This window comes from Pseudomonas thermotolerans DSM 14292, assembly GCF_000364625.1.
Lineage (GTDB): Bacteria > Pseudomonadota > Gammaproteobacteria > Pseudomonadales > Pseudomonadaceae > Aquipseudomonas > Aquipseudomonas thermotolerans.
Map to the genome: position 1 here is coordinate 20,565 of NZ_KB822602.1, position 24,672 is coordinate 45,236.

Genomic DNA, 24,672 nt, shown 5'->3' on the forward strand with positions numbered 1-24,672 from the left:
CGCCCCGTCCGGTTCCTCCGGGCGGGGCGTTGTCGTTTTCGCGCGGGGGATTAGTTGGCGGAGGGCTGGTCGGCGGCTATGGCCACCAGGCTGAGTAGCTGATCGTCGAGACGGGCGAACTGCCCCTGTAGCTCGCGGCCTCTGGGCCAGTCTGCCGCTAGATCGCTAAGCAGGCGCAGGCGTGCCTGGCCGTCTTCCGACCAGTCCAGCAGCTCGGCGTGTTCGAAGTAGAAGCGCCTGCCCACCAGGGGGTAGAGGGCCTTGAACAGGCTCTCCTTGAGGGAAAAGCTCAGGGTCACCAGCAGCGCCTGGCGCTCCTCCGGCAGCCCGGCCAGGCGCTGCTGCTCGGAGGCGGTGAGCACCTCACGGGCCAGCAACCGGGCGCGCTTCGCCTCCAACAGGCGCTCCAGATCCAGGCCGAGTCCCAGCCAGTGTTCCTGGTGGGCCACCACGGCAGCGGCCCGGCCGTGACTGTGGGTGATGGAGCCGCTGATACCGGCCGGCCACTGCGGGGCACGGTCGTCGCCCACCGCCGGTACCGAAGCCGTGCCGGTCAGCCGCTGCAGGGCCGAGCGGGCGCACAGGCGGCCGGCGAGAAATTCCGCCTGGCGCTTGCTGATCCCGCGTGGGCGGGGGATGCCGCAGGCGGCGAAGTCTTCCTCGGCGAGCAGCGCCGGGTCGAAACAGGTGCTGACCAGGCAGGCGCCGGTCAGCGGACGGGGCAGCGGCCAGTGCTCGCGCAGCGGGGTGCAGCAGGCGGGGAGGGCGTTCATCGTGGCAGTTGGCCGGGGTCAGCCGCAGGACACCCGGGTGATCACCCCCTGCTGGTCGGTGAGCAGGTTCAGGCGCTGCGAGTTGTACTCCAGGGTGACGATGTCGTGCGGGCCGAGGGCCCGAGCGGTTTTCGCACCGGCACGCTGCATGGCCTGATCGAGCAGCTCGCGGCTGACCGGCTGGCCGACCAGCTGCTGCACCCGGCTGGCGTCGCAGCTGTCCGGGCGGGCGGCCAGGGTATCGGCGTCGCGGCCGTCCTGGCTGGCGCAGCCGGCGAGCAGGCCGGCGAGGAGGAGGGGGCCGAGGGTGAAGCGCGTGCTGGGCATGGGAACTCCTGATGAAGCAAGGAGTGTCCACCATAGCAGATCGGCCGGCCCGCGGGCGCTCACTCGGCGCGGTGCGCGCGGTAGGCTCCGGGGGTCAGCCCGGTCCACTTCTTGAAGGCGCGGTGGAAGGCCGAGGCCTCGGAGAAGCCGAGCTGCTCGGCGATGGCCTGGATGCTCAGGGCGTCGCGGCCCAGGTGGTAGATGGCCAGGTCGCGGCGCAGCTGGTCCTTGATTTCCTGGAAGCTGGTGCCTTCCTCGCGCAGGCGGCGGCGCAGGGTCTGCGGGCTGGCGTGCAGTTGGCGGGCGATCTGTTCCAGATCCGGCCAGTGGCGGCAGTCGCGGCCGAGCAGGCGGCGGATCTGGCTGGTCAGGCTGTCGCCGCTGTCTGGGCGGGCCAGTAGGTCGGCTGGGGAATTCTGCAGGAAGCGCTTGAGGGTGCGCTCGTCCTGCAGCAGCGGCATGTCCAGGTAGCGGGCCTGGAAGCGCAGGCAGGTGTGCGGCGCCGCGAACCGCCGCGGGCCGGGGAACAGCAGATCGTACTCGCCGGCGTGGGGCGGTTCGGGGTAGCGGAAGCTGCTTTCGAGCAGGCGGATGCGCTGGCCGATCAGCCAGCTGCCCAGACGGTGCCAGATCACCAGCAGGCTTTCGGTGAGGAAGTGGTCGGGGTCCCAGAGGGGGCTGGCGTCCAGCACCAGGCGGGCCTGCTCGCCGTCGCGCTCCAGGTGCAAGAGCGGGGCGTCGGGGAACAGGGCGTAGAACAGGGTGCCGCGTTGCAGGGCCTTCTCGAGGGTCGGGCAGTGGATGATGCTGTGACACATCATGGCGAAGGTGCCGCGCTTGCTGGGCTGGCGGCCGAAGCCCATGTACTCGTCGTCGAGCAGCTCCCAGATGCGCTGCACCAGGCAGGTGAACTGCTCCGGAGTGACCCGCGCGCGCGGCTCGTCGAGCAGCTCCGGGTGAATGTTCAGTTCGGCCAGCAGCGGGCGGCTGTCCAGCCCCCGGCGTGCAGCGCCCTGCAGGGCTGCCCGGACGAAGTGGCTGGCGATGGTGCGTTCGCGCATGAGGGACCATCCGGCAACTGGACCCGGCGATGGTACGCAGGCCGGCGCCGGGCCGACAACCCGAGCCGTGGTGGGGGGAATCCGCCACCTGCGCTTCCGGGCTTGGCGGGAATCCGCCGGAAAGGCCCGGTAGGACCTGCGCGATGCTTTCTCATCTCGTTGATTCACAAGGGTTTTATTCATTCTTGCGGGTGTGGCACGGGGCTTGCGATGGGGGCCCGACCTGCTCCGGCAGGTAAGGACAACAAATCCCTCCAGTGAGGAGGGTTAGCGTTTTGGTGGCGCGGCATCTGGACGGATGCCGGAGCGTCGCCCTTGAGGAAGCCTGTCATGACCCGTACCCCACTCTACAAGAGTCTGTACATCCAGGTTCTGGTGGCCATCGCCATCGGCATCATCCTGGGGCATTTCTATCCGGAAACCGGCGTCGCCCTTAAGCCGCTCGGTGACGGGTTCGTCAAACTGATCAAGATGGTCATCGCGCCGATCATCTTCTGCACCGTGGTCAGTGGCATCGCCGGCATGCAGAACATGAAGGCGGTGGGCAAGACCGGCGGCTACGCGCTGCTGTACTTCGAGGTGGTCTCCACCATCGCCCTGGTGATCGGTCTGGTGGTGGTCAACCTGGTGCAGCCCGGCGTCGGCATGCACGTCGACCCGGCCACTCTGGACGCCAGCAGCATCGCCGCCTACGCCAAGGCCGGCGAGCAGCAGACCACCGTCGGCTTCCTGCTCAACGTGATTCCGGGCACCGTGGTCGGCGCCTTCGCCAGCGGCGACATCCTCCAGGTGCTGTTCTTCTCGGTGCTGTTCGCCTTCGCTCTGCAGCGCATGGGCGAGTTCGGCAAGCCGGTGCTGGACTTCATCGACCGCATCGCTCAGGTGATGTTCGGCATCATCAACATGATCATGAAGGTCGCCCCGCTGGGGGCTCTCGGCGCCATGGCCTTCACCATCGGCCAGTACGGCGTCGGTTCGCTGGTGCAGCTCGGCCAGCTGATGCTGTGCTTCTACATCACCTGCCTGCTGTTCGTCCTGCTGGTCCTCGGCGGCATCGCCCGCGCCCACGGCTTCAGCATCCTGCGCTTCATCCGCTACATCAGCGAGGAGCTGCTGATCGTCCTCGGCACCTCGTCCTCCGAGTCGGCGCTGCCGCGCATGCTGGCCAAGATGGAGAAGCTGGGCGCCAAGAAGTCCGTGGTCGGCCTGGTGATCCCCACCGGCTACTCCTTCAACCTGGACGGCACCTCCATCTACCTGACCATGGCCGCGGTGTTCATCGCCCAGGCCACCGACACCCAGATGGATCTGGTCCACCAGTTGACCCTGCTGGCCGTGCTGCTGGTCGCCTCCAAGGGCGCCGCGGGCGTCACCGGCTCGGGCTTCATCGTCCTGGCGGCGACCCTCTCCGCGGTCGGCCATCTGCCGGTGGCCGGCCTGGCGCTGATCCTCGGCATCGACCGCTTCATGTCCGAGGCCCGCGCGCTGACCAACCTGATTGGCAACGGCGTGGCCACCATCGTGGTCGCCAAGTGGTGCAAGGGCCTGGACGAGCAGCAACTGGCCCGCGAGCTGGCCGGCGAGAGCCGTGCCGACGGCGTCGAGCAGGCGTCCGCGGACTCCAGCAAGCTGGCCTGACGACGGGCTGCTCCCGGCCGGGGCAGCCCCCGAGATGACCGACACCCTGCGCGGGGCGACCCTCGCAGGGTGTCGTCGTTTTCGGGCTATGCTCAGGCGCCGGCCAGGGGGACTTCCAGCACCCGGATACGCCCCGGCTCGGGGTAGTGCCAGCGCACCTCCACGTCCCACAGACGGGTGCCATAGCGGCGCTCGGGAGCGGGCTGCTGGTAGGCCGGGCGCGGGTCCTGGGCCAGGCACTGCTCGATCAGCTCCGTCAGGGGCTCGCCCAGGCGCGCGCCATGCGCCTGCGCGGCGGCCAGGGCGGCGGCGTCCCAGTCCACCGGAATGGCCGCCGGGGCCTGTTCGGCGATGGCGTTGCGGGCTTCCGCGAGGCTGTCGGCGTAGGGCACGTAGGGCTTGATGTCGAGCACCGGGGTGCCATCCAGCAGATCGATGCCGGACAGCCAGAGGCGCCCGGGTTCCACCTTCTCCAGACGCACCACCGACTGGCCGATGCCGTTGGGGCGATGGGTGGAGCGGGTGGCGAACACCCCCAGCTGGCGGTTGCCGCCCAGGCGCGGCGGGCGCACCTTGAGGCGCGGCTTGTCCTCCAGCGCCTGGTGGAACAGGAATAGCAGCCAGACGTGGCTGACCTGCTCCAGCCCGGCTACCGCCTCGGCGCGGTCGAAGGGCGCCAGCAGCTCCAACACGCCACGAGCGGCCGGGGCCAGGCGCGGCTGGCGGGGGATGGCGAACTTCTCCTTGAAGCAGGAGCGGACGAAGCCGATGGGGGTAACAGAGAAAGGCATAACGGCACACGTGCAGGGAGGTCCGCGCATGTTAGCGAGCGTGACCCCTGGTAAGCCATCCTGCTACAACGGCGCGGATTGGGCATAAGCAAAGCGTGCGGCCTGCCGCGGCCTGGTGGCTGTGTGGAAAGCAGCCATCTAGACATGCGCGGCAAGGTTTCGGCTTGGATGCTCATTCGACCGTGCATAAAAAAGCCCCGCAGCGGCGGGGCTTCCTTTGGGGGCGTCGATCAGACCGGCTCGGCCCAGAGGTCGTACTCGTCGGCGTCGGTGACCCGTACGCGGATTTTGTCGCCGGGCTTCACCGTGGTGCTGTTGACGAACACGCTGCCGTCGATCTCCGGGGCGTCGGCCCAGGAGCGGGCCACCGCGCCCTGTTCGTCCACCTCGTCGATCAGCACCTCGATCTCCTTGCCGATCTTGCGCTGCAGGCGCGCGGCGGAGATCGCCTGCTGGTGGGCCATGAAGCGTTCCCAGCGCTCCTGCTTGACGTCGTCCGGCACCTGCGGCAGGCCCAGGTCGTTGGCCGGCGCGCCCTCCACCGGGGAGTACTGGAAGCAGCCGACGCGGTCCAGCTGGGCTTCACTCAGCCAGTCCAGCAGGTAGAGGAAGTCCTCTTCGGTCTCGCCGGGGAAGCCGACGATGAAGGTGGAGCGGATGGTCAGCTCCGGGCAGAGTTCGCGCCAGCGCTTGATGCGCGCCAGGGTCTGGTCCTCGAAGGCCGGTCGCTTCATGGCCTTGAGCACTTTGGGGCTGGCGTGCTGGAAGGGGATGTCCAGGTAGGGCAGGATCTTGCCCTCGGCCATCAGCGGGATGACGTCGTCGACGTTCGGGTAGGGGTAGACGTAGTGCAGACGGACCCAGGCGCCCAGGCCGGAGAGCGCCTCGCAGAGCTCCTTCATGCGGGTCTTGACCGGCTGGCCGTTCCAGAAGTCGGTCTTGTACTTGAGGTCGACGCCGTAGGCGCTGGTGTCCTGGCTGATCACCAGCAGTTCCTTGACGCCGGCCTTGACCAGTCGCTCGGCCTCGCCGAGCACCTCGCCGACCGGACGGCTGACCAGCTTGCCGCGCATCGAGGGGATGATGCAGAAGCTGCAGCTGTGGTTGCAGCCCTCGGAAATCTTCAGGTAGGCGTAGTGGCGAGGGGTGAGCTTGACGCCCTGTGGCGGCACCAGGTCGATCAGTGGGTTGTGCTCGGCCTTCGGCGGCACCACCTCGTGCACCGCGCTGACCACCTGCTCGTACTGCTGCGGGCCGGTGACCGCCAGCACGCTGGGGTGCACGCCGCGGATGTTGTTCTCGTCCACGCCCATGCAGCCGGTGACGATCACCTTGCCGTTCTCGGCGATGGCCTCGCCGATCACTTCCAGGGACTCGGCCTTGGCGCTGTCGATGAAGCCGCAGGTATTGACCACCACCACGTCGGCGTCCTGGTAGGTGCCGACCACCTCGTAGCCCTCCATGCGTAGCTGGGTCAGGATTCGTTCGGAATCGACCAAAGCTTTCGGGCAACCGAGACTGACAAATCCGACTTTCGGCGTGGCGGGGGTGGACATGCTGGCTAACCTCTGGGCGCTCACGAGGCGCCTTGATCAAAAAACGCGCGATTTTAGCGACCGTCCCGAGCCTTGACCAGAGCCGGCTCGGCAGCTTCCGGCGGGGCCTGAAGCCGTGCCAAGTGTAGGCGGCCAAAAGCCTGGGGGCGCTTGCGGGGTGGATTGTCCGGCGGCGCTGTGACGCCCTTCTTGACACCGGTCATGGTCGATGGCGGGCAGGCCGGCACAATGGGAAACGACAAGGAGGGAAAATGACCTATCTGCTGCTGAAGTTCCTGCATATCAGTGCCGCCGCCTTCTTCATCGGCGGGGTGTTCTTCGAGGTGATGATCCTCAGCCACGCGGCGCGACAATTGGAGACGGGGCCGCGCGAGCAGTTGTCCCGGGCGCTTGGCCAGCGCGCCAGCCAGGTGATGCACTGGGTGGTGCTGGTGCTCTACGGCGCCGGTCTGGGGCTGGCCTGGCAGTATCGCGCAGCGCTGCATGCGCCTTTCGCCAGCAGCTTCGGCACCCTGCTGAGCCTGAAGATCCTCCTGGCGCTGAGCATTCTCTGCCACTTCCTTGGCGTGGCCTACCTGCTGCGCACGGGGCGCATGACTCCGGCGCGCTCGCGGCTGATCCACGTGAGCGTGCTGGTGCAGATGATCGCCATCCTGTTCCTCGCCAAGGGCCTGTTCCTGCTCACCTGGTAGGCTGCAGCGACCGACTGTCGCACGGGGGCGGCGGCGCCGATTGATCCCGGTCAAGGCGCGTCCGCCACGGCTGGCTAGAGTGGCCGGCGTTCCGGTCGCGGCTTGCGGCCGCGACTATCCCGAACTGCACGAGGAGCTGTTATGCACCTGGTATGTCCGGCCGGCAGCCTGCCCGCGCTCAAGGCCGCTCTGCGACAGGGGGCGGATGCCGTCTACGTGGGCTTCCGCGACGACACCAACGCCCGCCACTTCGCCGGGCTGAATCTCGATGAGCGCCAGCTGGAGAGCGGTCTGGACCTGGTGCGCAAGGCCGGTCGGCAGCTCTACGTGGCGGTCAACACCTACGCCCAGCCGGATGGCTGGATACGCTGGCAGCGCGCCGTGGATCGCGCCGCCGAGCTCGGCGTGGATGCCCTGATTGCCGCCGACATCGGCGTACTGGCCTACGCCAGTCGGCGGCATCCCGATCTCGCCCTGCACCTCTCGGTGCAGGGCTCGGCCACCAACCCGGCGGCCCTGGAGTTCTACCGCTCGCGCTACAACATCCGCCGTGCCGTGCTGCCGCGGGTGCTGTCCCTGGCCCAGGTGCGCCAGGTGGCGGAACGCACCTCGGTGCCCCTGGAGGTGTTCGCCTTCGGCAGCCTGTGCATCATGGCCGAGGGGCGCTGCCACCTGTCCTCCTACGTCACCGGCGAGTCGCCCAACCTCTGCGGGGTCTGCTCGCCGGCCAGGGCGGTGCGCTGGGAGCAGACCCCCCAGGGCCTCAATTCGCGGCTCAACGGCGTGCTCATCGACAGCTACGCCGACGGCGAGGCGGCCGGCTACCCGACCCTCTGCAAGGGCCGCTTCCTGGTGGACGGCCAGCGCTACCACGCCCTGGAGGAGCCGACCAGTCTGAACACCCTGGAGCTGATCCCGCAGCTGGCGGCCATGGGCATAGATGCAGTGAAGATCGAGGGCCGCCAGCGCAGTCCGGCCTATGTCGAGCAGGTCACCCATGTCTGGCGCCAGGCCTTGGATGCCTACCGGCGCGCGCCCGAGACCTTTGCCGTGCAGTCCAGCTGGCGCGCCGCCCTGGGCGGTCTGTCCGAAGGCAGCCAGACTACCCTGGGCGCCTACCATCGTTCCTGGCAGTGAGGGCTGCATGAAGCTCAGTCTAGGTCCCGTGCTGTTCTACTGGGAACGCAGGAAGCTGCTGGATTTCTACGCCGAGATGGCCCAGCTGCCGCTGGACATCATCTATCTGGGCGAAACCGTGTGCGCCAAGCGCCGCGCTCTGTCCCTGGACGACTGGCTGGGTCTGGCACGCGACCTGCGCGAGTGCGGCCGCGCCGAGCTGGTGCTCTCCGGGCTGACTCTGGTGGAGGCGGCGTCCGAGCTGTCCAGCCTGCGCCGCCTGTGCGACAACGGCGAGCTGCTGGTGGAGGCCAACGACATGGGGGCGGTGCAATTCCTCCACGAGCGGGGCCGGCCCTTCGTCGCCGGCCCGGCGCTGAACCTCTACAATGCCCATGCTCTGGCCGAACTGCAGGACTGCGGCATGCTGCGCTGGGTGCCGCCGGTGGAATGCTCGGCGCGCCTGCTGCGCGACTGCCTGGTACAGATGGATATGCTTGGCCGGCGTCGCCCCGCGGTGGAGGTGTTCGCTTACGGCCACCTGCCGCTGGCCTATTCGGCGCGCTGCTTCACCGCGCGGGCACGCAACCGCGCCAAGGACGACTGCCAGTTCGTCTGCCAGGAATACCCGGAAGGCATTCCACTGCTCAGTCAGGAAGGCGAGCGGCTGTTCACCCTCAACGGCATCCAGACCATGTCCGGCCAGGTGGGCAACCTGCTGCCCGAGTACCCGAAGTTGAGCGGCCTGGGTGTCGAGGTGCTGCGTCTGAGCCCGCGCGCCGAGGGCATGGCCGAGGTGGTGCGAGCCTTCGACGAGGTACGCTGCGGCGCGCTGCCACCGTTGGCGGTGGACGGCTGCAACGGCTACTGGCACGGCAAGCCGGGGATGCTGCGGGTCGAGGAGGTGGAGCTGTGAACTGGGCGCGGCTGGCCCTGCGCCTCGGCGAGCCGCTACTGCCCCTGGGGCGCCGGGTGCCCTTCGCGGTGCAGAAGCTGGTGCTGGAGAAGGCCTTGGCGCGGATCTTCGCCAGACCTTTGCAGGATGGCGCCTTCGACCTCCTGGAAGGCCGCTGGCTGCGTCTGGAGATCAGCGACCTGGGCCTCGCCTGGTGCCTGACCCGCACGCCCGGGGGGCTCAGGCTGGCCAGGCGGGCTCCGGTGGACGTGTGCATCCGCGGCAACTGGCGGGAATTCCTGCTGCTGGCCAGCCGCCAGGAGGACCCGGACACCCTGTTCTTCCGCCGCCGCCTGGTGATCGAGGGCGACACCGACCTGGGCCTGGCGGTAAAGAACCTGCTCGACTCTCTGGATCCCGAGGAACTGCCGCCGCAGCTGTGGCGGGCGATGCAGGAACTGGGAGCGGCGCTGCGCCAGTAGCGCCCCCATGCCAACCCTCTCTTCGGAGGGGCAGAGGTATTCGTGTTGCCGGTCGGGCTCTGGTGGCCGTCAATTTCTCCCCGTTTCCGCCTGCGGGAGCGGGGCCGGGAGAGAGGGCCGCTCCGGCACCTACCGCAGGCGCCGCTCGCGGAACTGCCCGGGCGTCAGGCCGAACTGCTGGCGGAAAGCGGCGATGAAGGCGCTGACGTTCTCATAGCCCAGGGCCCAGGCCACCTCCTTGACCGATTCGCCCTGCTCCAGTCGCGCCAGGGCCTGGATCAGGCGGGCGCGCTGGTACCAGCGGGAGAACGACAGCCCGGTCTGCTGCTGGAAGTGCCGGGTCAGGCTGCGCGGGCTCATACCGATGCGCCGCGCCCAGTCCGGCTGGCTGATGCGCTCGCCGGGGGCGGCGAGGATGGCGCGGCAGAGGTTGAGCAGGCGCGGGCTGCCGGGCAGGGGCAGGGCGTATTCGTGGCGTTCGGCGCCTTGCAGCTCGTCGACCAGCACGGCCAGACGCCGGTGCTGGGCCGGGGCGTCCCCGTCCGTGGCGGCGATCCGCTCGATCAGCGCGCAGGCCAGGGTGCTGGCCGCCACCAGGCGCGGCTCCGCCGGCAGGGCCGCCGCCTCCTCGGCGGAGAACCACAGCGCCAGGCCGCGCACCGCACCGCAGGTCAGAGCCTGATGGGCGCAGCCCGGCGGCAGCCAGCCGAGGTTGCCGGCGCTCATCGCCAGCTGCCGGTCGGCCAGCTCCAGCAGCAGAACCCCCTGTTCCAGCCAGTACAGCTGGCCCCTGGCATGGCTGTGCCAGGGCGTGAGGTGGCGCCCCGGGTGGTCGATCCGTTCGCTGCGCATCCTGGCCGAATAGCGTTATTGACTGGCGGAGTGCCGATACTACGCCAGGCTTCCCTGCCTGCACACTGGCCGCAGCCAAAGCGAGAGGAGTCAATCATGTCGCCCATGCAACTGATCAGTGAAACCCTGAAGTGTCTGGGCCGCCTGCATGCGCTCGCCCTGGAGGAGTTCGGTGCCGCCTTCGCCGCCGATTACCGGCAGTGCGTGGACGGCGTGGAGCTGGATCGGGCCGGCTTCCTGCGTCACCTCGAAGCCCTCCGGGCGGCTACCCGGTACCTGGAGGTACGGATCCTCGCTGCGGCGTCGGAGGGCGGCCAGGTGTTCACCCACCATCTGGTGGAGGTGGAGAAGACCGACGGCCACCGCGCCCGGGTGGAGGTGCTGGCCCGTTTTCAGGTGGCGGATGGGCTGATCCGCCGCTGCGACGAGCTGACCCGGTTGCTCGCCGGCAGCGCGGCGGATCGCGACCTGGGCTCGCGCTGCTGAAGACCCGCGCGCCTAGGCGAAGGGTGGCGCCTCCGGCACCTCGATCAGCAGTGGCCGGTCGGCCGGTGCGCCGCGCAGCAGCTCGGCCAGGTGGGCATGGTCGCGGGCACGTTCGGCGGCGCAGCCGAAGCCGCGGGCGATGGCCAGGAAGTCCGGGGTGTGGATGTCCACGCCGATCGGCGGGATGCCGCGGCGTTCCATGTAGCGCTTGATCTCGCCGTAGCCGCGGTTGTTCCACAGCAGCACCACCAGGCCGACTCCGGCCTCCACCGCGCTGGCCAGCTCCGGCAGGGTGAACTGCAGGCCGCCGTCGCCGATCAGGCAGACCACCGGGCGCTGCGGCTCGGCCAGCTTGGCGCCGATGGCCGCCGGCAGGCCGTAGCCCAGGGTGCCGTAGCCGGTGGAGGAGTTGAACCAGCGGCGCGGGCTGTCCAGCTCCACCAGGTGGTTGCCGCTGTACACGGTCTGGGTGGAGTCGCCGACGAAGCGCACCTCGGGCAGCGCAGCGAGGATGCAGTCGAACAGCCGTCGGTAGTGGGCCCAGCCGGCGAGGTCCTCGGCCAGCCGGGCGCGGACGGCCGCGGCACGGCGGGCGCCGGGGCTGTCCGGGTGCGCTTCCCCGGCCGGCAGCTCGGCCAGCAGCATGCGCATCGCCAGCCGCGCATCGCCCTGGATGGCCAGTCGCGGCAGCTGGTTGCGCGGCAGCTGACGGGCGTCGATGTCGATGCGGATCAGCGTGCCGCTAAGGGCGAAGCCGCCGTCGAACACCACGTCGTAGTCGGTTTCGCCTAGCTCGGTACCGATCGCCAGGATCACGTCGGCGTCCCGCGCCAGGGCGCGCACGGGGGCGAGCGACTGGTTGCTGCCGAGCAGCAGGGGATGTCCGGGCGGCAGCAGGCCCTTGGCGTTGATGGTCAGGGCGGTCGGCGCATCCAGGGACTGGGCCAGGGCGCGGGCCTCGGCCGGGGCCTCGACGCAGCCACCACCGAGCAGCAGCAGGGGCCGTTCGGCGTTCTTCAGCAGCGCCAGGGCCTCGCGGATCAGGCTGCGGTTCGGCGCCGGGCGGCGCAGCTCCGGCAGGGCGGTCAGACGCAGGTGGTCGGCCGGGGCGGTGATGATGTCCAGCGGCAGCTCGATGTGTACCGGGCGCGGCCGCTCGCTGGCGAACACCGTGAAGGCGCGGGCCAGCACCGCCGGCAGTTCGTCGACGTTCATCAGGGTGTGGCTGAAGGCGGTGACGCCGGCGGTCAGGCCGCGCTGGTCGGGCAGCTCATGCAGATAGCCGTTGCCCAGGCCGAGGCGCTCGCGCTCGTTGACGCTGGAGATCACCAGCATGGGGATGGAGTCGGCGTAGGCCTGGCCCATGGCGGTGAGGATGTTGGTCATGCCCGGGCCGGTGATGATGAAGCACACCCCGGGCCTGCCGGTGACTCGCGCATAGCCGTCGGCCATGAAGCCGGCGCCCTGCTCGTGGCGCGGGGTGACGTGGCGGATGCGGCTGCCGGGCAGGCCGCGGTACAGCTCGACGGTGTGCACGCCGGGGATGCCGAACACGGTGTCGACGCCCCAGGCTTCCAGTTGCTTGACGAGGAATTCGCCGCAGGTGGTCATCGCAGGTAGCTCCCTGTGGAATCGGGAAGGATGGCGGTGATTCCGCCCGCGAGAGCGGAATCACCGGTGCGGGGTTCAGGCCGGGCTGGCGGCCGGGGCCTGCCTGCGGCGGCTCAGCAGGCTGATCGCCACGAAACTCGCGGCTCCGGCGGCCAGGCCGTAGTAGATCGGGGTGTTGGCGTCCAGACCGTCCTTGAACATGAAGATCGCCGCGGCCAGGCTGCCGAGCAGCATGCTGGCGATGGCCCCGGCGGTGCTGGCTCGCTTCCAGTAGATGGCGCCGAGCAGCGGGATCAGCATGCCGCCGACCAGCAGGTTGTAGGCCATGGTCAGGGCGCCGATCACGTCGCTGACCACCAGGGCGATGGCCAGGGTGGCGACGCCTAGCAGCAGGGTGAAGGTACGGTTGACGTGGGCGCTGCCGTCGCCCTGCTCGCGCCCGCTGAGCAGCGGCCAGAGGTCCTGGGCGGCGGTGGTGGAGGCGGCCAGCAGGCCGGCGCTGGCGGTGGACATCAGCGCCGCCAGGGCGGCGGCCACCACGAGGCCGCGCAGGCCGTCCGGCAGGCCCAGCTGTACCACGCTGGCGAAGGCGTTGTTGACGTTGTCCAGATCCGGCAGCAGAACCCGGGTGGCCATGCCGATCAGCGCCATGGCCAGGCCGTAGAGGATGCAGTAGAGCCCGGCGGCGCTACCCGCAACCTGGGCGACCCGCGCATTGCGCGCGGTGAACACCCGCTGCCAGATGTCCTGGCCGATGAAGATGCCGAAGAAGTAGATCAGGAAGTAGGTGACGATGGTGTCCCAGCCGATCGCGGTGAAGTCGAAGGCGCTGGCCGGCAGGGCGGCGACCAGGGCGTCCCAGCCGCCGGCATCGTAAATCGACAGCGGCATGAGGATGAACACCAGACCGACGGTCATGACCAGGAACTGCACGATGTCGGTGAGGGTCAGCGACCACATGCCGCCGATGGTCGAGTAGAGCACCACGATGCCGCCGCCGATCAGCACCGCAGTCCAGAACGGCAGGCCGAACAGCACCTCCATCACGGTGCCGATGGCGATGGTCGAGGTGGCGGCGATCATCAGCGCGTAGACCAGCATGATGGCCGCGCTGGCGTGCCGGGCCGCCGGGGTGTAGCGGCGTTCCAGCACCTGGGTGACGGTGTAGATCTTCAGTTTCAGCAGCGGCTTGGCGAGCAGCAGGCTGATGCCGATGATCCCCAGGCCGAGCGCGGCGCACAGCCAAAAGCCGGAGATGCCGTGCACGTAGCCGAGGCGCACGCTGCCGATGGTGGAGGCGCCGCCGAGCACGGTGGCGGCCATGGTGCCGAGGTAGAAGCCGGGGCCGAGGTTGCGCCCGGCCACTAGGTAGTCCTCGCGGGTCTTGGCGCGACGCATGCCGTACCAGCCGAGGGCGAGCATGGCGGCGACGTAGAGCAGAACGACGAAAAGATCCAGAGCCATGGGAAGTGTCTCTCTTGTAATTGTGCAGGGTAGGGCGGGCCGGCCGGCCCGCTCACGGTACTACGGGAAGGGTCAGGTCGTCTGGCCCAGGCCGGTCGGCTGACGGGCGACGCCGCGCGACCAGCGCGGGCCCTGGGGGCCGTACACCTCGGCGGGTTCCGGGAACAGGGCGAGCAGCGTCAGGTAGAGCAGGGCGGCCAGGCCGAGGGTCAGCGGCAGGCTGATGTCGATGCCGCCGGCCAGCTCGCCGAGCGGCCCGACGAACTGCCCCGGCAGGTTGACGAAGCACAGGCCGAGGGCGGCGCTGGGAATCCAGGCGCCCAGGCCGCGCCAGTTCCAGCCGTGGTGGAACCAGTAGAGCCCGCCGCGCAGGCCGCGGGTGAACACCTGCAGGTCGTCGGCGCAGTAGAAGCCGCGGCGGTCGAGCAGGCCGATGAGCATGATCACGATCCACGGGCTGGTGCAGGTGACGATCAGCACCGCGAAGGTGGAGACGCTCTGCACCAGGTCGGCGACGAAGCGGCCGATGAAGATGAAGGCGATGGCCGCCAGGCCGATCAGCACGGTGGCGCGCACCCGGGTCAGCAGGCGTGGCAGGATGCTCGACATGTCCAGGCCGGTGCCGTACAGCGCGGTGGTGCCGGTGGACATGCCGCCGATCACCGCAATCAGGCACACCGGCAGGAAGTACCAGGCCGGGGCGATGGCCAGCAGGCCGCCGACGTAATTGTTCTGCTCGATGTACTCCGGGGCCTGTACGGCGACGATGCTGGCGGTGGCCAGGCCGAACACGAAGGGGATCAGGGTGGCCAACTGGGCGCCGATCACCGCCGCCATGATCCGCGGCTTGGCGGTTTCGCGGGGGATGTAGCGCGACCAGTCGCCGAGGAAGGCGCCGAAGGATACCGGGTTGCTCATGGCGATCAGCGCGGCGCCGAGGAACGCCGGCCAGAAGCCCTCCTGGCCGAGCTGCACGCTGCCCGCGTAGCCGCTGTCGAAGGGCCCGGCGAAGGCACCGATGCCGAGCAGGAACAGCAGGCTGGCGCTGACCACGGCGATCTTGTTGACCCACAGCATGAAGCGGAAGCCGTAGATGCACACCGCCAGCACCAGCACGGCGAACAGGCCGTAGGCCAGGCCCAGGTAGAGGTCGGTTTCCGGCAGGCCGAACAGTCGCCGCGCGCCGCCCACCAGTGCGTCGCCGGAGCTCCACACCGACAGCGAGAAGAAGGCTACCGCGGTGAGCAGCGACAGGAAGGAGCCGACGATGCGCCCGTGCACACCGAAGTGGGCGCCGGAGGACACCGCGTTGTTGGTGCCGTTCAGCGCGCCGAACAGGCCCATGGGGGCGAGGATCAGCGAGCCGACGACGACGCCCAGCACGATCGCCCAGAGGCCGGCCTCGAAGGACAGCCCGAAGAGCACCGGAAAGCTGCCCAGCACGGCGGTGGCGAAGGTGTTGGCGCCGCCGAAGATCAGGCGGAACAGGTCTAGGGGGGTAGCGTGGCGTTCGTGGTCGGGGATCTGTTCCACCCCGAAGGTCTCGATGCGGGTGATGGCCTGCGGCCCGTGGTTGGACGACATGATGGTTTCTCCCGGGGGACGCCCGTCAGGTTGGCGGCAGGTTCCGGCAGGGCCGACAAGTCAGCGTCCGGGCCGCCGCCGGGCGGCCCTGATTGTTGTTATGGGTGCAACCAGTGAGTGCGTTCAGCGGCGCTGCACGCCGGGCAGAGCGCAGAGCATCTCGTACAGCAGATTGGCGCCGAGCAGCGAGGTGCTGCCGGTGGTGTCGTAGGGCGGCGAAACCTCCACCAGGTCGCAGCCGACCAGGTCCAGGCCCTGGCAGCCGCGGATGATTTCCATGCCCTGGATGGTGGTCAGTCCACCGATCTCCGGGGTGCCGGTGCCGGGCGCCCAGGCTGGGTCGATGCCGTCGATGTCGAAGGACAGGTACACCGGCCCGCCGCCGACCTTCTCGCGCACCTCGGCCATCAGCGGCTCCAGGGACCGGTGCCAGCACTCCTCGGCCTGCACCACACGGAAGCCCTGGCGGCGACTCCAGTTGAAGTCGTCGGCGGTGTAGCCCTGGGCGCGCAGGCCGATCTGCACCACCCGCTGGCAGTCCAGCAGGCCTTCCTCCACGGCGCGGCGGAAGGTAGTGCCGTGGGCGATCTTCTCGCCGAACATCTCGTCGTTGACGTCGGCGTGGGCGTCCACGTGGACCAGCCCGACCTTGCCGTGCTTCCTGTGGATGGCGCGGAGGATCGGCAGAGTGATGGTGTGGTCGCCGCCCAGGGTCAGCGGCTTGATGCCGTAGTCGAGGATCTCGTCGTAGGCCGCCTCGATGATGCGCACCGCCTCGGCCAGGTTGAAGGTGTTGATCGCCACGTCGCCGATGTCGGCCACGTTGAGGGAGTCGAAGGGCGCGGCGCCGGTGGCCATGTTGTAGGGGCGGATCATCACTGACTGGGCGCGGATGTCGCGCGGCCCGAAGCGGGTGCCGGAGCGCAGCGAGGTACCGATGTCCAGGGGCACGCCGACGAAGGCGGCATCCAGCTGGCGCTTGTCTTCGGCGGACTGGATGTAGGGCAGGCGCATCATGGTGGCGATGCCGCCGAAGCGCGGCATTTCGTTGCCGCCCAGGGGCTGATGGAAGGTCTTTTCCACGGCTGGCCTCACGGTTTGTTGTGATTGTTGAAAGGTCGTTGAGCGGATTCTTGGCCGGGCGCGCGCCGGGAAAAATCGCCGGAGGAAAATAATCACTTCAGGAATTTCTAAACTAACTGGCGTGGGGTAGGCTGGAGCGCAGTCCGTCTTCCGCCCGGAGTCGCCCATGCAGAGCGCCCTGCCCGATCTCAAGCTGCTGCGCATCTTCGCTGCCGTGGTGCGCCACCAGGGCTTCGCCGCCGCGCAGCAGGAGCTCAACCTGTCCACTTCAGCGATCAGCACCTACATGAGCCAGCTGGAGAGCCAGCTCGGCATTACCCTCTGCCATCGCGGTCGCGGCGGCTTCAGCCTGACCAGCAAGGGCGAGCTGTTCCACCAGGAGACCCTGCGTCTGCTCGGCGAGCTGGAGGGCTTCGAGCGCTACGCCGCGGCGCTCAAGGGCGAGCTGCGTGGCACCCTGAACCTCGGCGTGCTGGATTCCACGGTGAGCGACCCGGCGCTGCCCCTGGCCGAAGTGATCGGTGCCTACAGCCAGGAGCACCCCGGCGTGCACCTGCACCTCTCGGTGATGAGCCCCTACGAGCTGCAGCTGGCGGTGCTCGACAACCGCCTGGACCTAGCCATTGGCGCCTTCTCCACGCGGATGAACGGGCTGGTCTACCAGCCGCTGTACCGCGAGCAGCACTGGCTGTACTGCAGCGAGCGCCACCCGTTGTTTGCCCAGCGCCGCGTTCCGGCCGAAGTGATCACCCAGCAGCGCATGGTCGGCCGCGGCTACTGGAGCCAGGCCGAGCTGGCCCGCCACGGCTTCAAGCACAGCGCGGCGACCGTGGAATCCATGGAGGCACAGCTGATCCTGGTGCTCTCCGGCGCCTACATCGGCTACCTGCCCGAGCACTACGCACAGTCCTGGGTGGAGCAGGGCCGCCTGCGCGTGCTGCTGCCGGCCACCTTCGGCTACCAGGCGCCGTTCTCGCTGATCCTGCGCCGTGGCCGCAGCAGGGAGACGCTGATCCAGACCTTCCGCGACCTGCTCAAGGCACAGCTCAACCAGCCGCGCTAGGGCGGATACTTCAGTTTCCTCTGAAGTGAGCGAGGCCTGGTTGCGGTGCCCGGCTCACGGCGGGATGGGACTGCTGCCGGAAACCTCTCGTGAGTCGGCGCGGCCCGCTCCGTCAGGCGTTCCTGCCTGCCGGCTGCCCCGCAGTTGATTCTGGAGGAGTGCGCCGCCTGTCGCTGGCGGCGCGCCCCCCGGCTCGACTGTCTCATGAAGCGTGCGTGCGCAGCCGTCGGACTTAATGGCGCTCAGCCGAGCAACTCGTAGGGACCGCCCCGGTCCAGTGCCCGCTGGTAGGCCGGTCGCGCGTGGATGCGCTGCAGAAAACCGAGCAGCCGCGGGTAGCGTTCGTCCAGCCCGCCGCGGGCCCGCGCCGCCTCCAGGGGGAAGCTCATCTGGATGTCGGCGGCGCTGAACTCGTCGCCGGCGAACCAGGCGCTGCCGGCCAGGGCGCCTTCCAGGTAGGCCAGGTGGCTGTCGATCTGCGGCTGGATGAAGCTGCTCTTCGCCTTGCCGGCGATGAGCCTGGCGAAGGGCTTGACGAAGAACGGCAGCGGGCCGTTCTCGATGCGGTCGAACACCAGCTTGAGCAGCAGCGGCGGCATCGCCGAGCCCTCGGCGTAGTGCAGCCAGTAGCGGTACAGCAGGCGCGCGCCGGGGTCGGCCGGCTGCAGGCGGCCTTCGCCGTAGCGTTCCACCAGGTACTCGATGATCGCCCCCGATTCGGCGAGCACCAGCGGACCGTCGCTGATCACCGGCGACTTGCCCAGTGGGTGCACGGCGCGCAGCTCCGGCGGGGCGAGCAGGGTCCTGGGGTCGCGCTGGTAGTACTCGACGTCGTAGGGCAGCTCCAGCTCTTCCAGCAACCAGAGCACGCGCTGCGAGCGGGAGTTGTTGAGGTGATGGACGGTAATCATCGCGGCTCCAGGGAAGATCAGCGGCCTTCCAGCGGTGTCCTGAGGGTTTCCAGATTGCGCCGGACCCAGTCGGCGGCGAAGCCGGCATCGTCCATGTCCGGTTGGCGAAACAAAGTAAAGACCAGATCGCAGCCCTCGCCATTGGCGAGCACTCGCATGGGGACGCAGACATCCACCCCGCGGCGGTGCGGACAGGGTGGCCGAGCACGCCGTATTCGCTCTCTGCACAGAAGCGGATGCGCACCTCGCCGCCGGGCGTGCCGGCGAGCCACTCGCCGTCCGGCTCGCGTGGCGCGGAGCCGAGGCCGGAGGCCCTGAGGCGGGACGCCGTGAGACAAAGGCACGCGGACCGGGTGGCGGAAGTACGCGCCGAGGGTGAGCGACGGATGCATGGGCTGAGCACTGGGGCTGTGGCACACTGAGTGCCATGCCCCGCCCATCCTGTAGCCGCTGCTACCGCCCCCTGGACCGCTGCCTGTGTGCGCTGATCCCCGCGCTGGACAGCCGTACCCGGGTGCTGATCCTCCAGCACCCCAGCGAAACCCGCCATGCCCTGAACACCGCACGGCTGGCGGCGCTCGGTCTGCGCAACGCCGAGCTGCTGGTTGGCGAGCGTTTCGCCGGGCTGGTCGAGCGCCAGGCCCGTCCCGGCCTGCGGCCCTGCCTGCTGTTTCCCGGTGACGGGGCGCAGCCCCTGGGCGGCCTGGCGACGTCGGCGGCGGAGCCGCTGCTGCTGGTGGTGCCGGACGGCACCTGGCGCAAGGCGCGCAAGCTGCTCTACCTGAATCCCGAGCTGGCGGCCCTGCCGCGGGTCGCCTTGCCGGAGGGGCTGAGCTCGCGCTACCGGCTGCGCAAGGCGCCCATGCCCGGTGCGCTGTCCACCCTGGAGGCGATAGTCGCGGCGCTGGAGATCGTCGAGGCGCCGCAATCCTTCCAGTCCCTGCTGGTGCCCTTCGATGCGCTGATCGACGGGCAGATCGCTGCCATGGGCGAGGATACCTTCCGTCGCAACCACCAGCGCTGAAGCGGCCGCCTCAGCGCTCGCGCAGGGCTTCCCAGCGGGCCTTCAGCACCGGCTTGAGGAGGTAGTCGAGGACGCTCTTGCGGCCGGTGATGATGCCGACGTTGGCGACCATCCCGGGGATGATCAGCAGCGGCTTGTCCTCGGTGCCCAGGTGGCTCTTCTCGGTGCGCAGCTGGATCAGGTAGAAGCTGTTGCCCTTGTCGTCGGTGACGGTGTCGGCGCCGATCAGTTCCAGGCGTGCCTTGAGGCCGCCGTAGATGGTGTAGTCATAGGCGGTGAACTTGACCATGGCCTCCTGGCCGGGGTGCAGGAAGGCCACATCCTGCGGGCGCACCCGCGCCTCGATCAGCAGGTTGTCCTCCAGCGGGACGATTTCCAGCATGTCGCTGCCCGGCTGCACCACGCCGCCGATGGTGTTCACCTTGAGCTGCTTGACCACCCCGCGCACCGGAGAGACCACGGTGGTGCGGCTGACCCGGTCCTCGATGGCGACCCGCGAGGCGGTGATCTTCTGCAGCTCGGTGCGCGCCTCGTTGAGTTCCTTGGCCGCCTCGGAGCGGAAGGTCAGGTCGCTGCTCTCGATCTTGCTCCTGATCTCGGCGATCGCCGCCTCGGCGCGGGGAATCGCCAGGTTGGTGGCCTCCAGCGAGCCGCGCATTTCCACGGCGCTGCGTTTCAGGCGGAGGATCTCCACCTCGGAGATGGCCCCGGCGCTGACCAGCGGGCTGGACATGTTCAGCTCCTGCTGGATGAGGCCCAGGCTGGAGCGGTACTGGGCGGCCTTGGACTTGAACTCGGCGAGTTCCTGGGTCTTCTGGCGCAGCTGCTCGTTGAGGGTGCGCTTCTCGCTCTCCAGGCGACGCTGCCGCGATTCGTAGAGGGCCAGCTCGTCGGCGCCCAGCTGCGGCGCCTCGCGCTCGATCTCCGCGGGCAGGCGCATCGGGCGGCCCTCGCTTTCTGCCTCCAGGCGCTCGATGCGGGCGATCAGTGCCAGGCGTTCGGCCTCGGTCTCGTCCTTGTTGGACTGGAAGCGGGTGTCGTCGAGGCGCAGCAGGCGGTCGCCCTTGTCCACCACCTGGCCCTCGCGCACGTAGATCTCGCTGACGATGCCGCCCTCCAGGTTCTGGATCACCTGCACCTTGCTGGAGGGGATGGCCTTGCCCTCGCCGCTGGTGACCTCTTCGAGCACCGCGAACCTGGCCCACAGCAGCGCCACCACGAACAGCGCGGCGATCGCCCAGATGGTCAGACGTGCCAGGCGCGGCGAGTCCTCGAAGACCACGCCGTGCACCTCGGACATGAACTCGGTGTCCTCACTGCGACCGCGGAAGCGGGACAGGAACTCGCGCATCTCTCTTTCCTCAGCTGGCGACCGGGCGGATGTGGCCCTTGCGCAGCGCCTCGATCACCGCTTCCTTGGGCCCGTCGGCGACCAGGCGGCCGTTGTCGAGGACCAGCAGGCGGTCGACCAGAGCGAGCATCGAGGCGCGGTGGGTGATCAGCAGCAGGGTCTTGTCCTGGGTGCAGCTCTGCAGGCGGGCGCGCAGCTGTTCCTCGCTGGTGTTGTCCATGGAGCTGGTCGGCTCGTCGAGGAGCAGGATCGGCGGGTCGAGGAGCAACGCGCGGGCCAGCAGCACGGCCTGGCGCTGGCCGCCGGAGAGCAGCTGGCCGCGCTCGCCCACCGGGCGGTCGAAGCCCTGCGGATGCTGGCGGGCCAGCTCGGCCACCCCGGTGATCTCGGCCACCTCGAGCATGCGCTCGTCGCTGACGTGGCGGGCGCCGAGGGTCAGGTTGTCGCGCAGGCTGCCGGCCAGCAGCGGCAGGTCGTGGGCCACGTAGCCGATCTGGCTGCGCAGGTCGGCGACGTCGAGCTGCCGCAGGTCGAGGTTGTCGATCAGGATCTGCCCCTCATCGGGGGCGTAGAAGCCCATCAGCAGGCGCGCCAGGGTGCTCTTCCCGGAGCCGCTGCGGCCGATGATGCCGACCCGCTCGCCGGGCTTCAGGCGCAGGCTGATGCCGGCCAGCGCCGGAGTGCTCTGGCCGGGGTAGCGGAACACCACCTGGGCGAGGTTCAGCTCGCCGCGCAGACTGGTGCGCTCCAGCGGCCGCTGGCGGCTCTCCCGTTCCTGGGGCAGGGCCATCAGCGCGTCGGTGCTCTGCATGGTCAACTGGGCCTGCTGATAGCGGGTGATCAGCCCGGCGATCTGCCCGAGCGGGGCCAGCACCCGGCTGCCGAGCATGTAGCAGGCGACCAGGGCGCCGACGCTCAGCGCGCCGTCGAAGATCGCGTAGACACCGGCGACCAGGGTGGCCATGCCGGCCAACTGCTGGATGAACAGGGTGCCGTTGCTGGCCAGCGCGGAGAGGAAGCGGGCGTGGGTGTCCAGACGGGTCAGAGCGCCGTGGGTCTGTTCCCAGCGATGCTGGCGCTCGCCCTCGGCGCCGCAGCTCTTCAGGGTCTCCAGGCCGCCCAGGGTCTCGATCAGCAGGGCCTGCCGCTCGCCGGCCAGGGCCAGGCTCTTCTTCACGGTGTCGCGCAGGCGTGCCTGGATCAGCCCGGCGAACAGGATGGTGATCGGGAAGGCGAGCAGCGGAATCATCACCAGCCAGCCGCCGAGCAGGCCGATCACGGCGATCATCAGTAGGACGAAGGGCAGGTCGATCAGGCTGGTCAGGGTCACTGCGGTGAGAAATTCGCGCAGGCCCTGGAAGTCGTGGATGCTCTGTGCGAAGCCGCCGATGGTTCCCGGGCGGGCCTTCATGGCCATGCCGGTGATGCGCTCGAACAGGGTGGCGGAGAGCACCACATCGGTCTTCTTGCCGGCGATGTCCAGTAGCCGGGCGCGCAGTACCCGCAGCAGCAGCTCGAACAGGGTAGCGAGCAGCAGGCCGAGGGCGAGCACCCAGAGGGTCGCGGTGGCCTGGTTGGGTACCACCCGGTCGTAGGTTTGCATGACGAACAGCGGCAGCAGCAGGCCGAGCAGGTTGATCAGCAGGCTGGCCAGCAGGGCGTCGGCGTACAGCCAGCGGGACAGCTTGAGGGTATCGCGGAACCAGGCCTCGACCCGCGGTACCAGCGGTGTGCGCAGCTCCTCCAGCTCGTGGCGGGGGCGAGCGAACAGCGCCTGGCCGGTGTAGTCGGCGGCCAGGGCGTCCAGATCCACCCACTGCTCGCCGCCATCCGCCTCGCTGGGCAGGATCAGCGCCCGGCCGTCCGTGCCCATGCGGGTGAGCACCGCGCTGCGGCCGTCCTTGAGGAGCAGCAGTACCGGCAGGCTGAGTGGCGCGATAGCGGTCAGTTCGCGGCGCAGCAGGCGGGCCTGCAGGCCGGCTCGGGCCGCGGCGCGCGGCAGCAGCTCGGGGCTGAGGCGCTGCTGCGGCAGCGGCAGGCCGGCGCTCAGGCTGCCGCGGCTGGCTACCCGGCCGTGCAACCGGCAGAGCAGCAGCAGGCCATCGAGCAGCGGGTCGTCCTGGCCGAGGCACGCCCCCGTGCCCACGGCTGCTTGCATGCTGGTCACTTCGCTATCTCCCGCAAGGGCCGAGTGCCGGACCGGAGCGTCAGCGCATTTCCGGCAGGCGGGCGTCGGTGCGGACTTCGCTCAGGGCCACCGCCTCGGCCGGCAGGGTGATGTTGTGCCGGCGCAGCAGTTCGCCGGTGGCGGCCAGCAGGCGGTACATGGAGTACTCCTCGGTGTAGCGCACCTCGACGTAGCGGCGATTGGCGGTGAACAGTTCGTTCTCGCTGTCCAGCAGGTCGAGCAGGGTGCGCTGGCCGAGGCTGAACTGCTGCTGGTAGGCCTCGCGGACCCGCGCGGTGTAGTCGGCGTACTCACGGGCCTTCGGAGTCTGCCGGCGGGCGTTCTCCATCGCATTCCAGGCCAGAAGGACGTTCTCGTTGATCTGCCGCAGGGCGTTGTTGCGGATGTCCATCGCCTGGTTGATCTGGTGGGCGGCGGACTGCAGGCGGGCCTTGTCGCGCATGCCGTTGAACAGGTTGTAGTTCATCGCCAGCCCGGCGCGCCAGCCGGTGTCGTGGCCTTCCTGGCCGCCGATGTCGTTGTTGGCGCGGGTCGCCAGTTCGGCGTCGAAGCGCGGGTAGAAGGGCGACTTGGCCGCCTCGTACTGCTTCTCGGCGGCCGCCACGTCGGCCTGTGCGGACTTCAGCAGCGGGTTGTTGTCGAGCACGGCCTGCCGGGCGCTCGCCAGGTCGGCGGGAATCGCGCCGCGGACGCTGGCCGGGATGACCAGCTCGTCGGGCATGCGGCCGACCACGCTGAAGAAGTTGGCCTCGGCGTCGGCCAGGTTGATCTCCTCGGTGTAGAGGTTGTTCTGGGCCAGGGCCAGGCGCGCCTCGGACTGGTCGAAGTCGGCCGTGCTGCCGACGCCACGTTCCTTGCGCAGGCGGATTTGGTCGTTGATGCGGGTGTGGGCCTGCAGGTTGTTCTTCGCCAGGTCGAGCATCTCGCGGCGCTTGAGCACCTCCAGGTAGACCTCCACGGTGCGCAGCGCCAGGGCCTCGGCGGTGCCCTGGATGTAATAGGCTCGAGAGTTGGCCACCGCCTCGGTGCGCTTCACCTCGTTGGGGGTGTTGAAACCGTCGAACAGCATCTGCCGCAGGCGCAGCTCGGCGGTGCCGTAGTTCAGGGTTTCCTTGTGGTGATCGCCGCGAGCGCGGGTGTCCGGGGTGTCGCTGCGCTCGCGGCCGTAGCCGGCGAGCAGGTCCACGGAGGGGAGATAGCCGCCGCGTGCGTAGCGGATGTCCTCGTCCGAAGATCGCCGGCTGTTCACGCTGGCACTGATTTCCGGATGGTTCTCGACGGTGGTCTGGATGGCCTCGGCGAGGGTCATCGCCTGGGAAGAGGCGCACGACATCGTCAGCAGCATTGCGCTGCAGATGGGGGTCAGGACGCGCATGGACTACTCCCTCCTTGTCGGTGCTCTTAAATCCTGTTGCCAATTTTTTGGCTTTTTTTGTTGGGCTGGTGTTGGCTTCCGTAAGTACGTATCTAAGAACAGTTTCTCTCGTATCTCATAAGAACAATTGTCTATGCGTGTTATTCAGAAAAAGTCTTATGCGATTTGGTAAAGCCGGGACATTGTTTTTAGGGAATGGGCCAGGATTCACAAAATTCGTGGTCTTGCCCGTGAACAACAAGGTGGTCGACACGATTCTGGAGCGATTGGGCGGGGTGCGAATCGGCTGGTGGCGTGCGACGTTTCGGGTGAGTCATGTTTTTGACTGTTGACGAAATTGCCCGGACCA

23 protein-coding genes are annotated in these 24,672 nt (G+C 68.8%); 8 read left to right on the plus strand and 15 right to left on the minus strand.

Translation table 11 applies throughout. The annotated features are described in order from the left end of the window. Positions 1 to 50 precede the first annotated feature (50 nt). From H165_RS0104205 to H165_RS0104215, 3 genes are read right to left on the minus strand one after another with little or no spacing between them, the layout of a single operon-like run. The gene (locus H165_RS0104205; RefSeq protein ID WP_017937661.1) at positions 51 to 773 is read right to left on the minus strand and encodes a 4'-phosphopantetheinyl transferase family protein; all 723 of its coding nucleotides are present in this window, start codon (positions 771 to 773) and stop codon (positions 51 to 53) included. Positions 774 to 791: 18 nt separating this feature from the next. Next, positions 792 to 1,100, minus strand: coding sequence for an I78 family peptidase inhibitor (locus H165_RS0104210; protein ID WP_017937662.1), 309 nt, complete (start codon positions 1,098 to 1,100; stop codon positions 792 to 794). A gap of 59 nt (positions 1,101 to 1,159) precedes the next feature. After that, positions 1,160 to 2,161, minus strand: coding sequence for an AraC family transcriptional regulator (locus H165_RS0104215; protein ID WP_017937663.1), 1,002 nt, complete (start codon positions 2,159 to 2,161; stop codon positions 1,160 to 1,162). Positions 2,162 to 2,491: 330 nt separating this feature from the next. On the opposite strand from H165_RS0104215, the gene H165_RS0104220 reads away from it, so the two are divergent. Further along, positions 2,492 to 3,799, plus strand: a complete 1,308-nt coding sequence (locus H165_RS0104220; RefSeq protein WP_017937664.1) for a dicarboxylate/amino acid:cation symporter — start codon at positions 2,492 to 2,494, stop codon at positions 3,797 to 3,799. Positions 3,800 to 3,891: 92 nt separating this feature from the next. Here H165_RS0104220 and tsaA read toward each other — a convergent pair whose 3' ends face one another. After that, a complete protein-coding gene (gene tsaA / locus H165_RS0104225; protein WP_017937665.1) occupies positions 3,892 to 4,590 on the minus strand; it encodes a tRNA (N6-threonylcarbamoyladenosine(37)-N6)-methyltransferase TrmO in 699 nt (232 codons plus the stop codon). 230 nt (positions 4,591 to 4,820) lie between these two features. Next, complete coding sequence (rimO, locus tag H165_RS0104230) at positions 4,821 to 6,146, minus strand: 30S ribosomal protein S12 methylthiotransferase RimO (protein ID WP_026146347.1); 1,326 nt, start codon at positions 6,144 to 6,146, stop codon at positions 4,821 to 4,823. A 251-nt stretch (positions 6,147 to 6,397) separates the two neighbouring features. On the opposite strand from rimO, the gene H165_RS0104235 reads away from it, so the two are divergent. The 4 genes from H165_RS0104235 (at position 6,398) to ubiT (ending at position 9,331) form a co-directional block, all read left to right on the plus strand. Continuing rightward, a complete protein-coding gene (locus H165_RS0104235; protein WP_017937667.1) occupies positions 6,398 to 6,838 on the plus strand; it encodes a membrane protein in 441 nt (146 codons plus the stop codon). 141 nt (positions 6,839 to 6,979) lie between these two features. After that, a complete protein-coding gene (ubiU, locus tag H165_RS0104240) occupies positions 6,980 to 7,975 on the plus strand; it encodes a ubiquinone anaerobic biosynthesis protein UbiU (protein WP_017937668.1) in 996 nt (331 codons plus the stop codon). Positions 7,976 to 7,982: 7 nt separating this feature from the next. Next, the gene (locus tag H165_RS0104245; protein WP_017937669.1) at positions 7,983 to 8,870 is read left to right on the plus strand and encodes a U32 family peptidase; all 888 of its coding nucleotides are present in this window, start codon (positions 7,983 to 7,985) and stop codon (positions 8,868 to 8,870) included. Next, complete coding sequence (ubiT, locus tag H165_RS0104250) at positions 8,867 to 9,331, plus strand: ubiquinone anaerobic biosynthesis accessory factor UbiT (protein WP_017937670.1); 465 nt, start codon at positions 8,867 to 8,869, stop codon at positions 9,329 to 9,331. Before H165_RS0104245 ends, ubiT begins: the two co-directional genes overlap by 4 nt. 129 nt (positions 9,332 to 9,460) lie before the next feature. Here ubiT and H165_RS0104255 read toward each other — a convergent pair whose 3' ends face one another. Then, on the minus strand, positions 9,461 to 10,183 hold the full coding sequence (locus H165_RS0104255; protein WP_017937671.1) for a helix-turn-helix domain-containing protein: 723 nt from the start codon (positions 10,181 to 10,183) through the stop codon (positions 9,461 to 9,463). Between the two features lie 96 nt (positions 10,184 to 10,279). Here H165_RS0104255 and H165_RS0104260 point away from each other — a divergent pair, with 96 nt between their 5' ends. Then, complete coding sequence (locus tag H165_RS0104260) at positions 10,280 to 10,669, plus strand: nuclear transport factor 2 family protein (protein ID WP_017937672.1); 390 nt, start codon at positions 10,280 to 10,282, stop codon at positions 10,667 to 10,669. A gap of 12 nt (positions 10,670 to 10,681) precedes the next feature. Here H165_RS0104260 and H165_RS0104265 read toward each other — a convergent pair whose 3' ends face one another. The 4 genes from H165_RS0104265 to speB all read right to left on the minus strand — a co-directional run bounded on the left by H165_RS0104265 (position 10,682) and on the right by speB (position 16,411). Beyond that, a complete protein-coding gene (locus H165_RS0104265) occupies positions 10,682 to 12,280 on the minus strand; it encodes a 5-guanidino-2-oxopentanoate decarboxylase (protein ID WP_017937673.1) in 1,599 nt (532 codons plus the stop codon). Positions 12,281 to 12,355: 75 nt separating this feature from the next. After that, entirely contained in the window at positions 12,356 to 13,744 is a 1,389-nt protein-coding gene (locus H165_RS0104270; protein ID WP_017937674.1) for a sodium:solute symporter family protein, read from the minus strand. Positions 13,745 to 13,816: 72 nt separating this feature from the next. Continuing rightward, entirely contained in the window at positions 13,817 to 15,328 is a 1,512-nt protein-coding gene (locus H165_RS0104275) for a purine-cytosine permease family protein (protein WP_017937675.1), read from the minus strand. Between the two features lie 123 nt (positions 15,329 to 15,451). Next, positions 15,452 to 16,411 carry an agmatinase gene (speB, locus tag H165_RS0104280; RefSeq protein ID WP_017937676.1) on the minus strand — a complete coding sequence of 320 codons (960 nt, stop codon included), beginning with the start codon at positions 16,409 to 16,411 and terminating at the stop codon, positions 15,452 to 15,454. 166 nt (positions 16,412 to 16,577) lie between these two features. On the opposite strand from speB, the gene H165_RS0104285 reads away from it, so the two are divergent. After that, positions 16,578 to 17,474: a LysR family transcriptional regulator gene (locus H165_RS0104285; RefSeq protein WP_017937677.1), complete on the plus strand. Its 897-nt coding sequence runs from the start codon at positions 16,578 to 16,580 to the stop codon at positions 17,472 to 17,474. Between the two features lie 242 nt (positions 17,475 to 17,716). On the opposite strand, the gene H165_RS0104290 is transcribed toward H165_RS0104285, so the two are convergent. Both H165_RS0104290 and H165_RS19560 read right to left on the minus strand, forming a co-directional pair. Then, entirely contained in the window at positions 17,717 to 18,385 is a 669-nt protein-coding gene (locus tag H165_RS0104290) for a glutathione S-transferase (protein WP_017937678.1), read from the minus strand. 17 nt (positions 18,386 to 18,402) lie between these two features. Further along, on the minus strand, positions 18,403 to 18,543 hold the full coding sequence (locus tag H165_RS19560; protein WP_017937679.1) for a hypothetical protein: 141 nt from the start codon (positions 18,541 to 18,543) through the stop codon (positions 18,403 to 18,405). Positions 18,544 to 18,812: 269 nt separating this feature from the next. Between H165_RS19560 and H165_RS0104300 the strand changes: the two genes are divergently transcribed. After that, positions 18,813 to 19,409, plus strand: a complete 597-nt coding sequence (locus H165_RS0104300; protein ID WP_017937680.1) for a tRNA-uridine aminocarboxypropyltransferase — start codon at positions 18,813 to 18,815, stop codon at positions 19,407 to 19,409. A 10-nt stretch (positions 19,410 to 19,419) separates the two neighbouring features. Here H165_RS0104300 and H165_RS0104305 read toward each other — a convergent pair whose 3' ends face one another. From H165_RS0104305 to H165_RS0104315, 3 genes are read right to left on the minus strand one after another with little or no spacing between them, the layout of a single operon-like run. Beyond that, on the minus strand, positions 19,420 to 20,760 hold the full coding sequence (locus H165_RS0104305) for an HlyD family type I secretion periplasmic adaptor subunit (RefSeq protein WP_017937681.1): 1,341 nt from the start codon (positions 20,758 to 20,760) through the stop codon (positions 19,420 to 19,422). Positions 20,761 to 20,770: 10 nt separating this feature from the next. Then, a complete protein-coding gene (locus H165_RS0104310; protein WP_155943579.1) occupies positions 20,771 to 22,918 on the minus strand; it encodes a type I secretion system permease/ATPase in 2,148 nt (715 codons plus the stop codon). Between the two features lie 49 nt (positions 22,919 to 22,967). Then, on the minus strand, positions 22,968 to 24,323 hold the full coding sequence (locus H165_RS0104315; RefSeq protein WP_017937683.1) for a TolC family outer membrane protein: 1,356 nt from the start codon (positions 24,321 to 24,323) through the stop codon (positions 22,968 to 22,970). Between the last annotated feature and the right edge of the window lie 349 nt (positions 24,324 to 24,672).

Bases quoted from the DNA above. Each gene is read 5' to 3' on its own strand.
- H165_RS0104205 (WP_017937661.1), bottom strand. From the start codon at position 773: ATGAACGCCCTCCCCGCCTGCTGCACCCCGCTGCGCGAGCACTGGCCG.
- H165_RS0104210 (WP_017937662.1), bottom strand. From the start codon at position 1,100: ATGCCCAGCACGCGCTTCACCCTCGGCCCCCTCCTCCTCGCCGGCCTG.
- H165_RS0104215 (WP_017937663.1), bottom strand. From the start codon at position 2,161: ATGCGCGAACGCACCATCGCCAGCCACTTCGTCCGGGCAGCCCTGCAG.
- H165_RS0104220 (WP_017937664.1), top strand. From the start codon at position 2,492: ATGACCCGTACCCCACTCTACAAGAGTCTGTACATCCAGGTTCTGGTG.
- tsaA (WP_017937665.1), bottom strand. From the start codon at position 4,590: ATGCCTTTCTCTGTTACCCCCATCGGCTTCGTCCGCTCCTGCTTCAAG.
- rimO (WP_026146347.1), bottom strand. From the start codon at position 6,146: ATGTCCACCCCCGCCACGCCGAAAGTCGGATTTGTCAGTCTCGGTTGC.
- H165_RS0104235 (WP_017937667.1), top strand. From the start codon at position 6,398: ATGACCTATCTGCTGCTGAAGTTCCTGCATATCAGTGCCGCCGCCTTC.
- ubiU (WP_017937668.1), top strand. From the start codon at position 6,980: ATGCACCTGGTATGTCCGGCCGGCAGCCTGCCCGCGCTCAAGGCCGCT.
- H165_RS0104245 (WP_017937669.1), top strand. From the start codon at position 7,983: ATGAAGCTCAGTCTAGGTCCCGTGCTGTTCTACTGGGAACGCAGGAAG.
- H165_RS0104255 (WP_017937671.1), bottom strand. From the start codon at position 10,183: ATGCGCAGCGAACGGATCGACCACCCGGGGCGCCACCTCACGCCCTGG.
- H165_RS0104260 (WP_017937672.1), top strand. From the start codon at position 10,280: ATGTCGCCCATGCAACTGATCAGTGAAACCCTGAAGTGTCTGGGCCGC.
- H165_RS0104265 (WP_017937673.1), bottom strand. From the start codon at position 12,280: ATGACCACCTGCGGCGAATTCCTCGTCAAGCAACTGGAAGCCTGGGGC.
- H165_RS0104270 (WP_017937674.1), bottom strand. From the start codon at position 13,744: ATGGCTCTGGATCTTTTCGTCGTTCTGCTCTACGTCGCCGCCATGCTC.
- H165_RS0104275 (WP_017937675.1), bottom strand. From the start codon at position 15,328: ATGTCGTCCAACCACGGGCCGCAGGCCATCACCCGCATCGAGACCTTC.
- H165_RS0104285 (WP_017937677.1), top strand. From the start codon at position 16,578: ATGCAGAGCGCCCTGCCCGATCTCAAGCTGCTGCGCATCTTCGCTGCC.
- H165_RS0104290 (WP_017937678.1), bottom strand. From the start codon at position 18,385: ATGATTACCGTCCATCACCTCAACAACTCCCGCTCGCAGCGCGTGCTC.
- H165_RS19560 (WP_017937679.1), bottom strand. From the start codon at position 18,543: ATGCGAGTGCTCGCCAATGGCGAGGGCTGCGATCTGGTCTTTACTTTG.
- H165_RS0104300 (WP_017937680.1), top strand. From the start codon at position 18,813: ATGCCCCGCCCATCCTGTAGCCGCTGCTACCGCCCCCTGGACCGCTGC.
- H165_RS0104305 (WP_017937681.1), bottom strand. From the start codon at position 20,760: ATGCGCGAGTTCCTGTCCCGCTTCCGCGGTCGCAGTGAGGACACCGAG.
- H165_RS0104310 (WP_155943579.1), bottom strand. From the start codon at position 22,918: ATGCAAGCAGCCGTGGGCACGGGGGCGTGCCTCGGCCAGGACGACCCG.
- H165_RS0104315 (WP_017937683.1), bottom strand. From the start codon at position 24,323: ATGCGCGTCCTGACCCCCATCTGCAGCGCAATGCTGCTGACGATGTCG.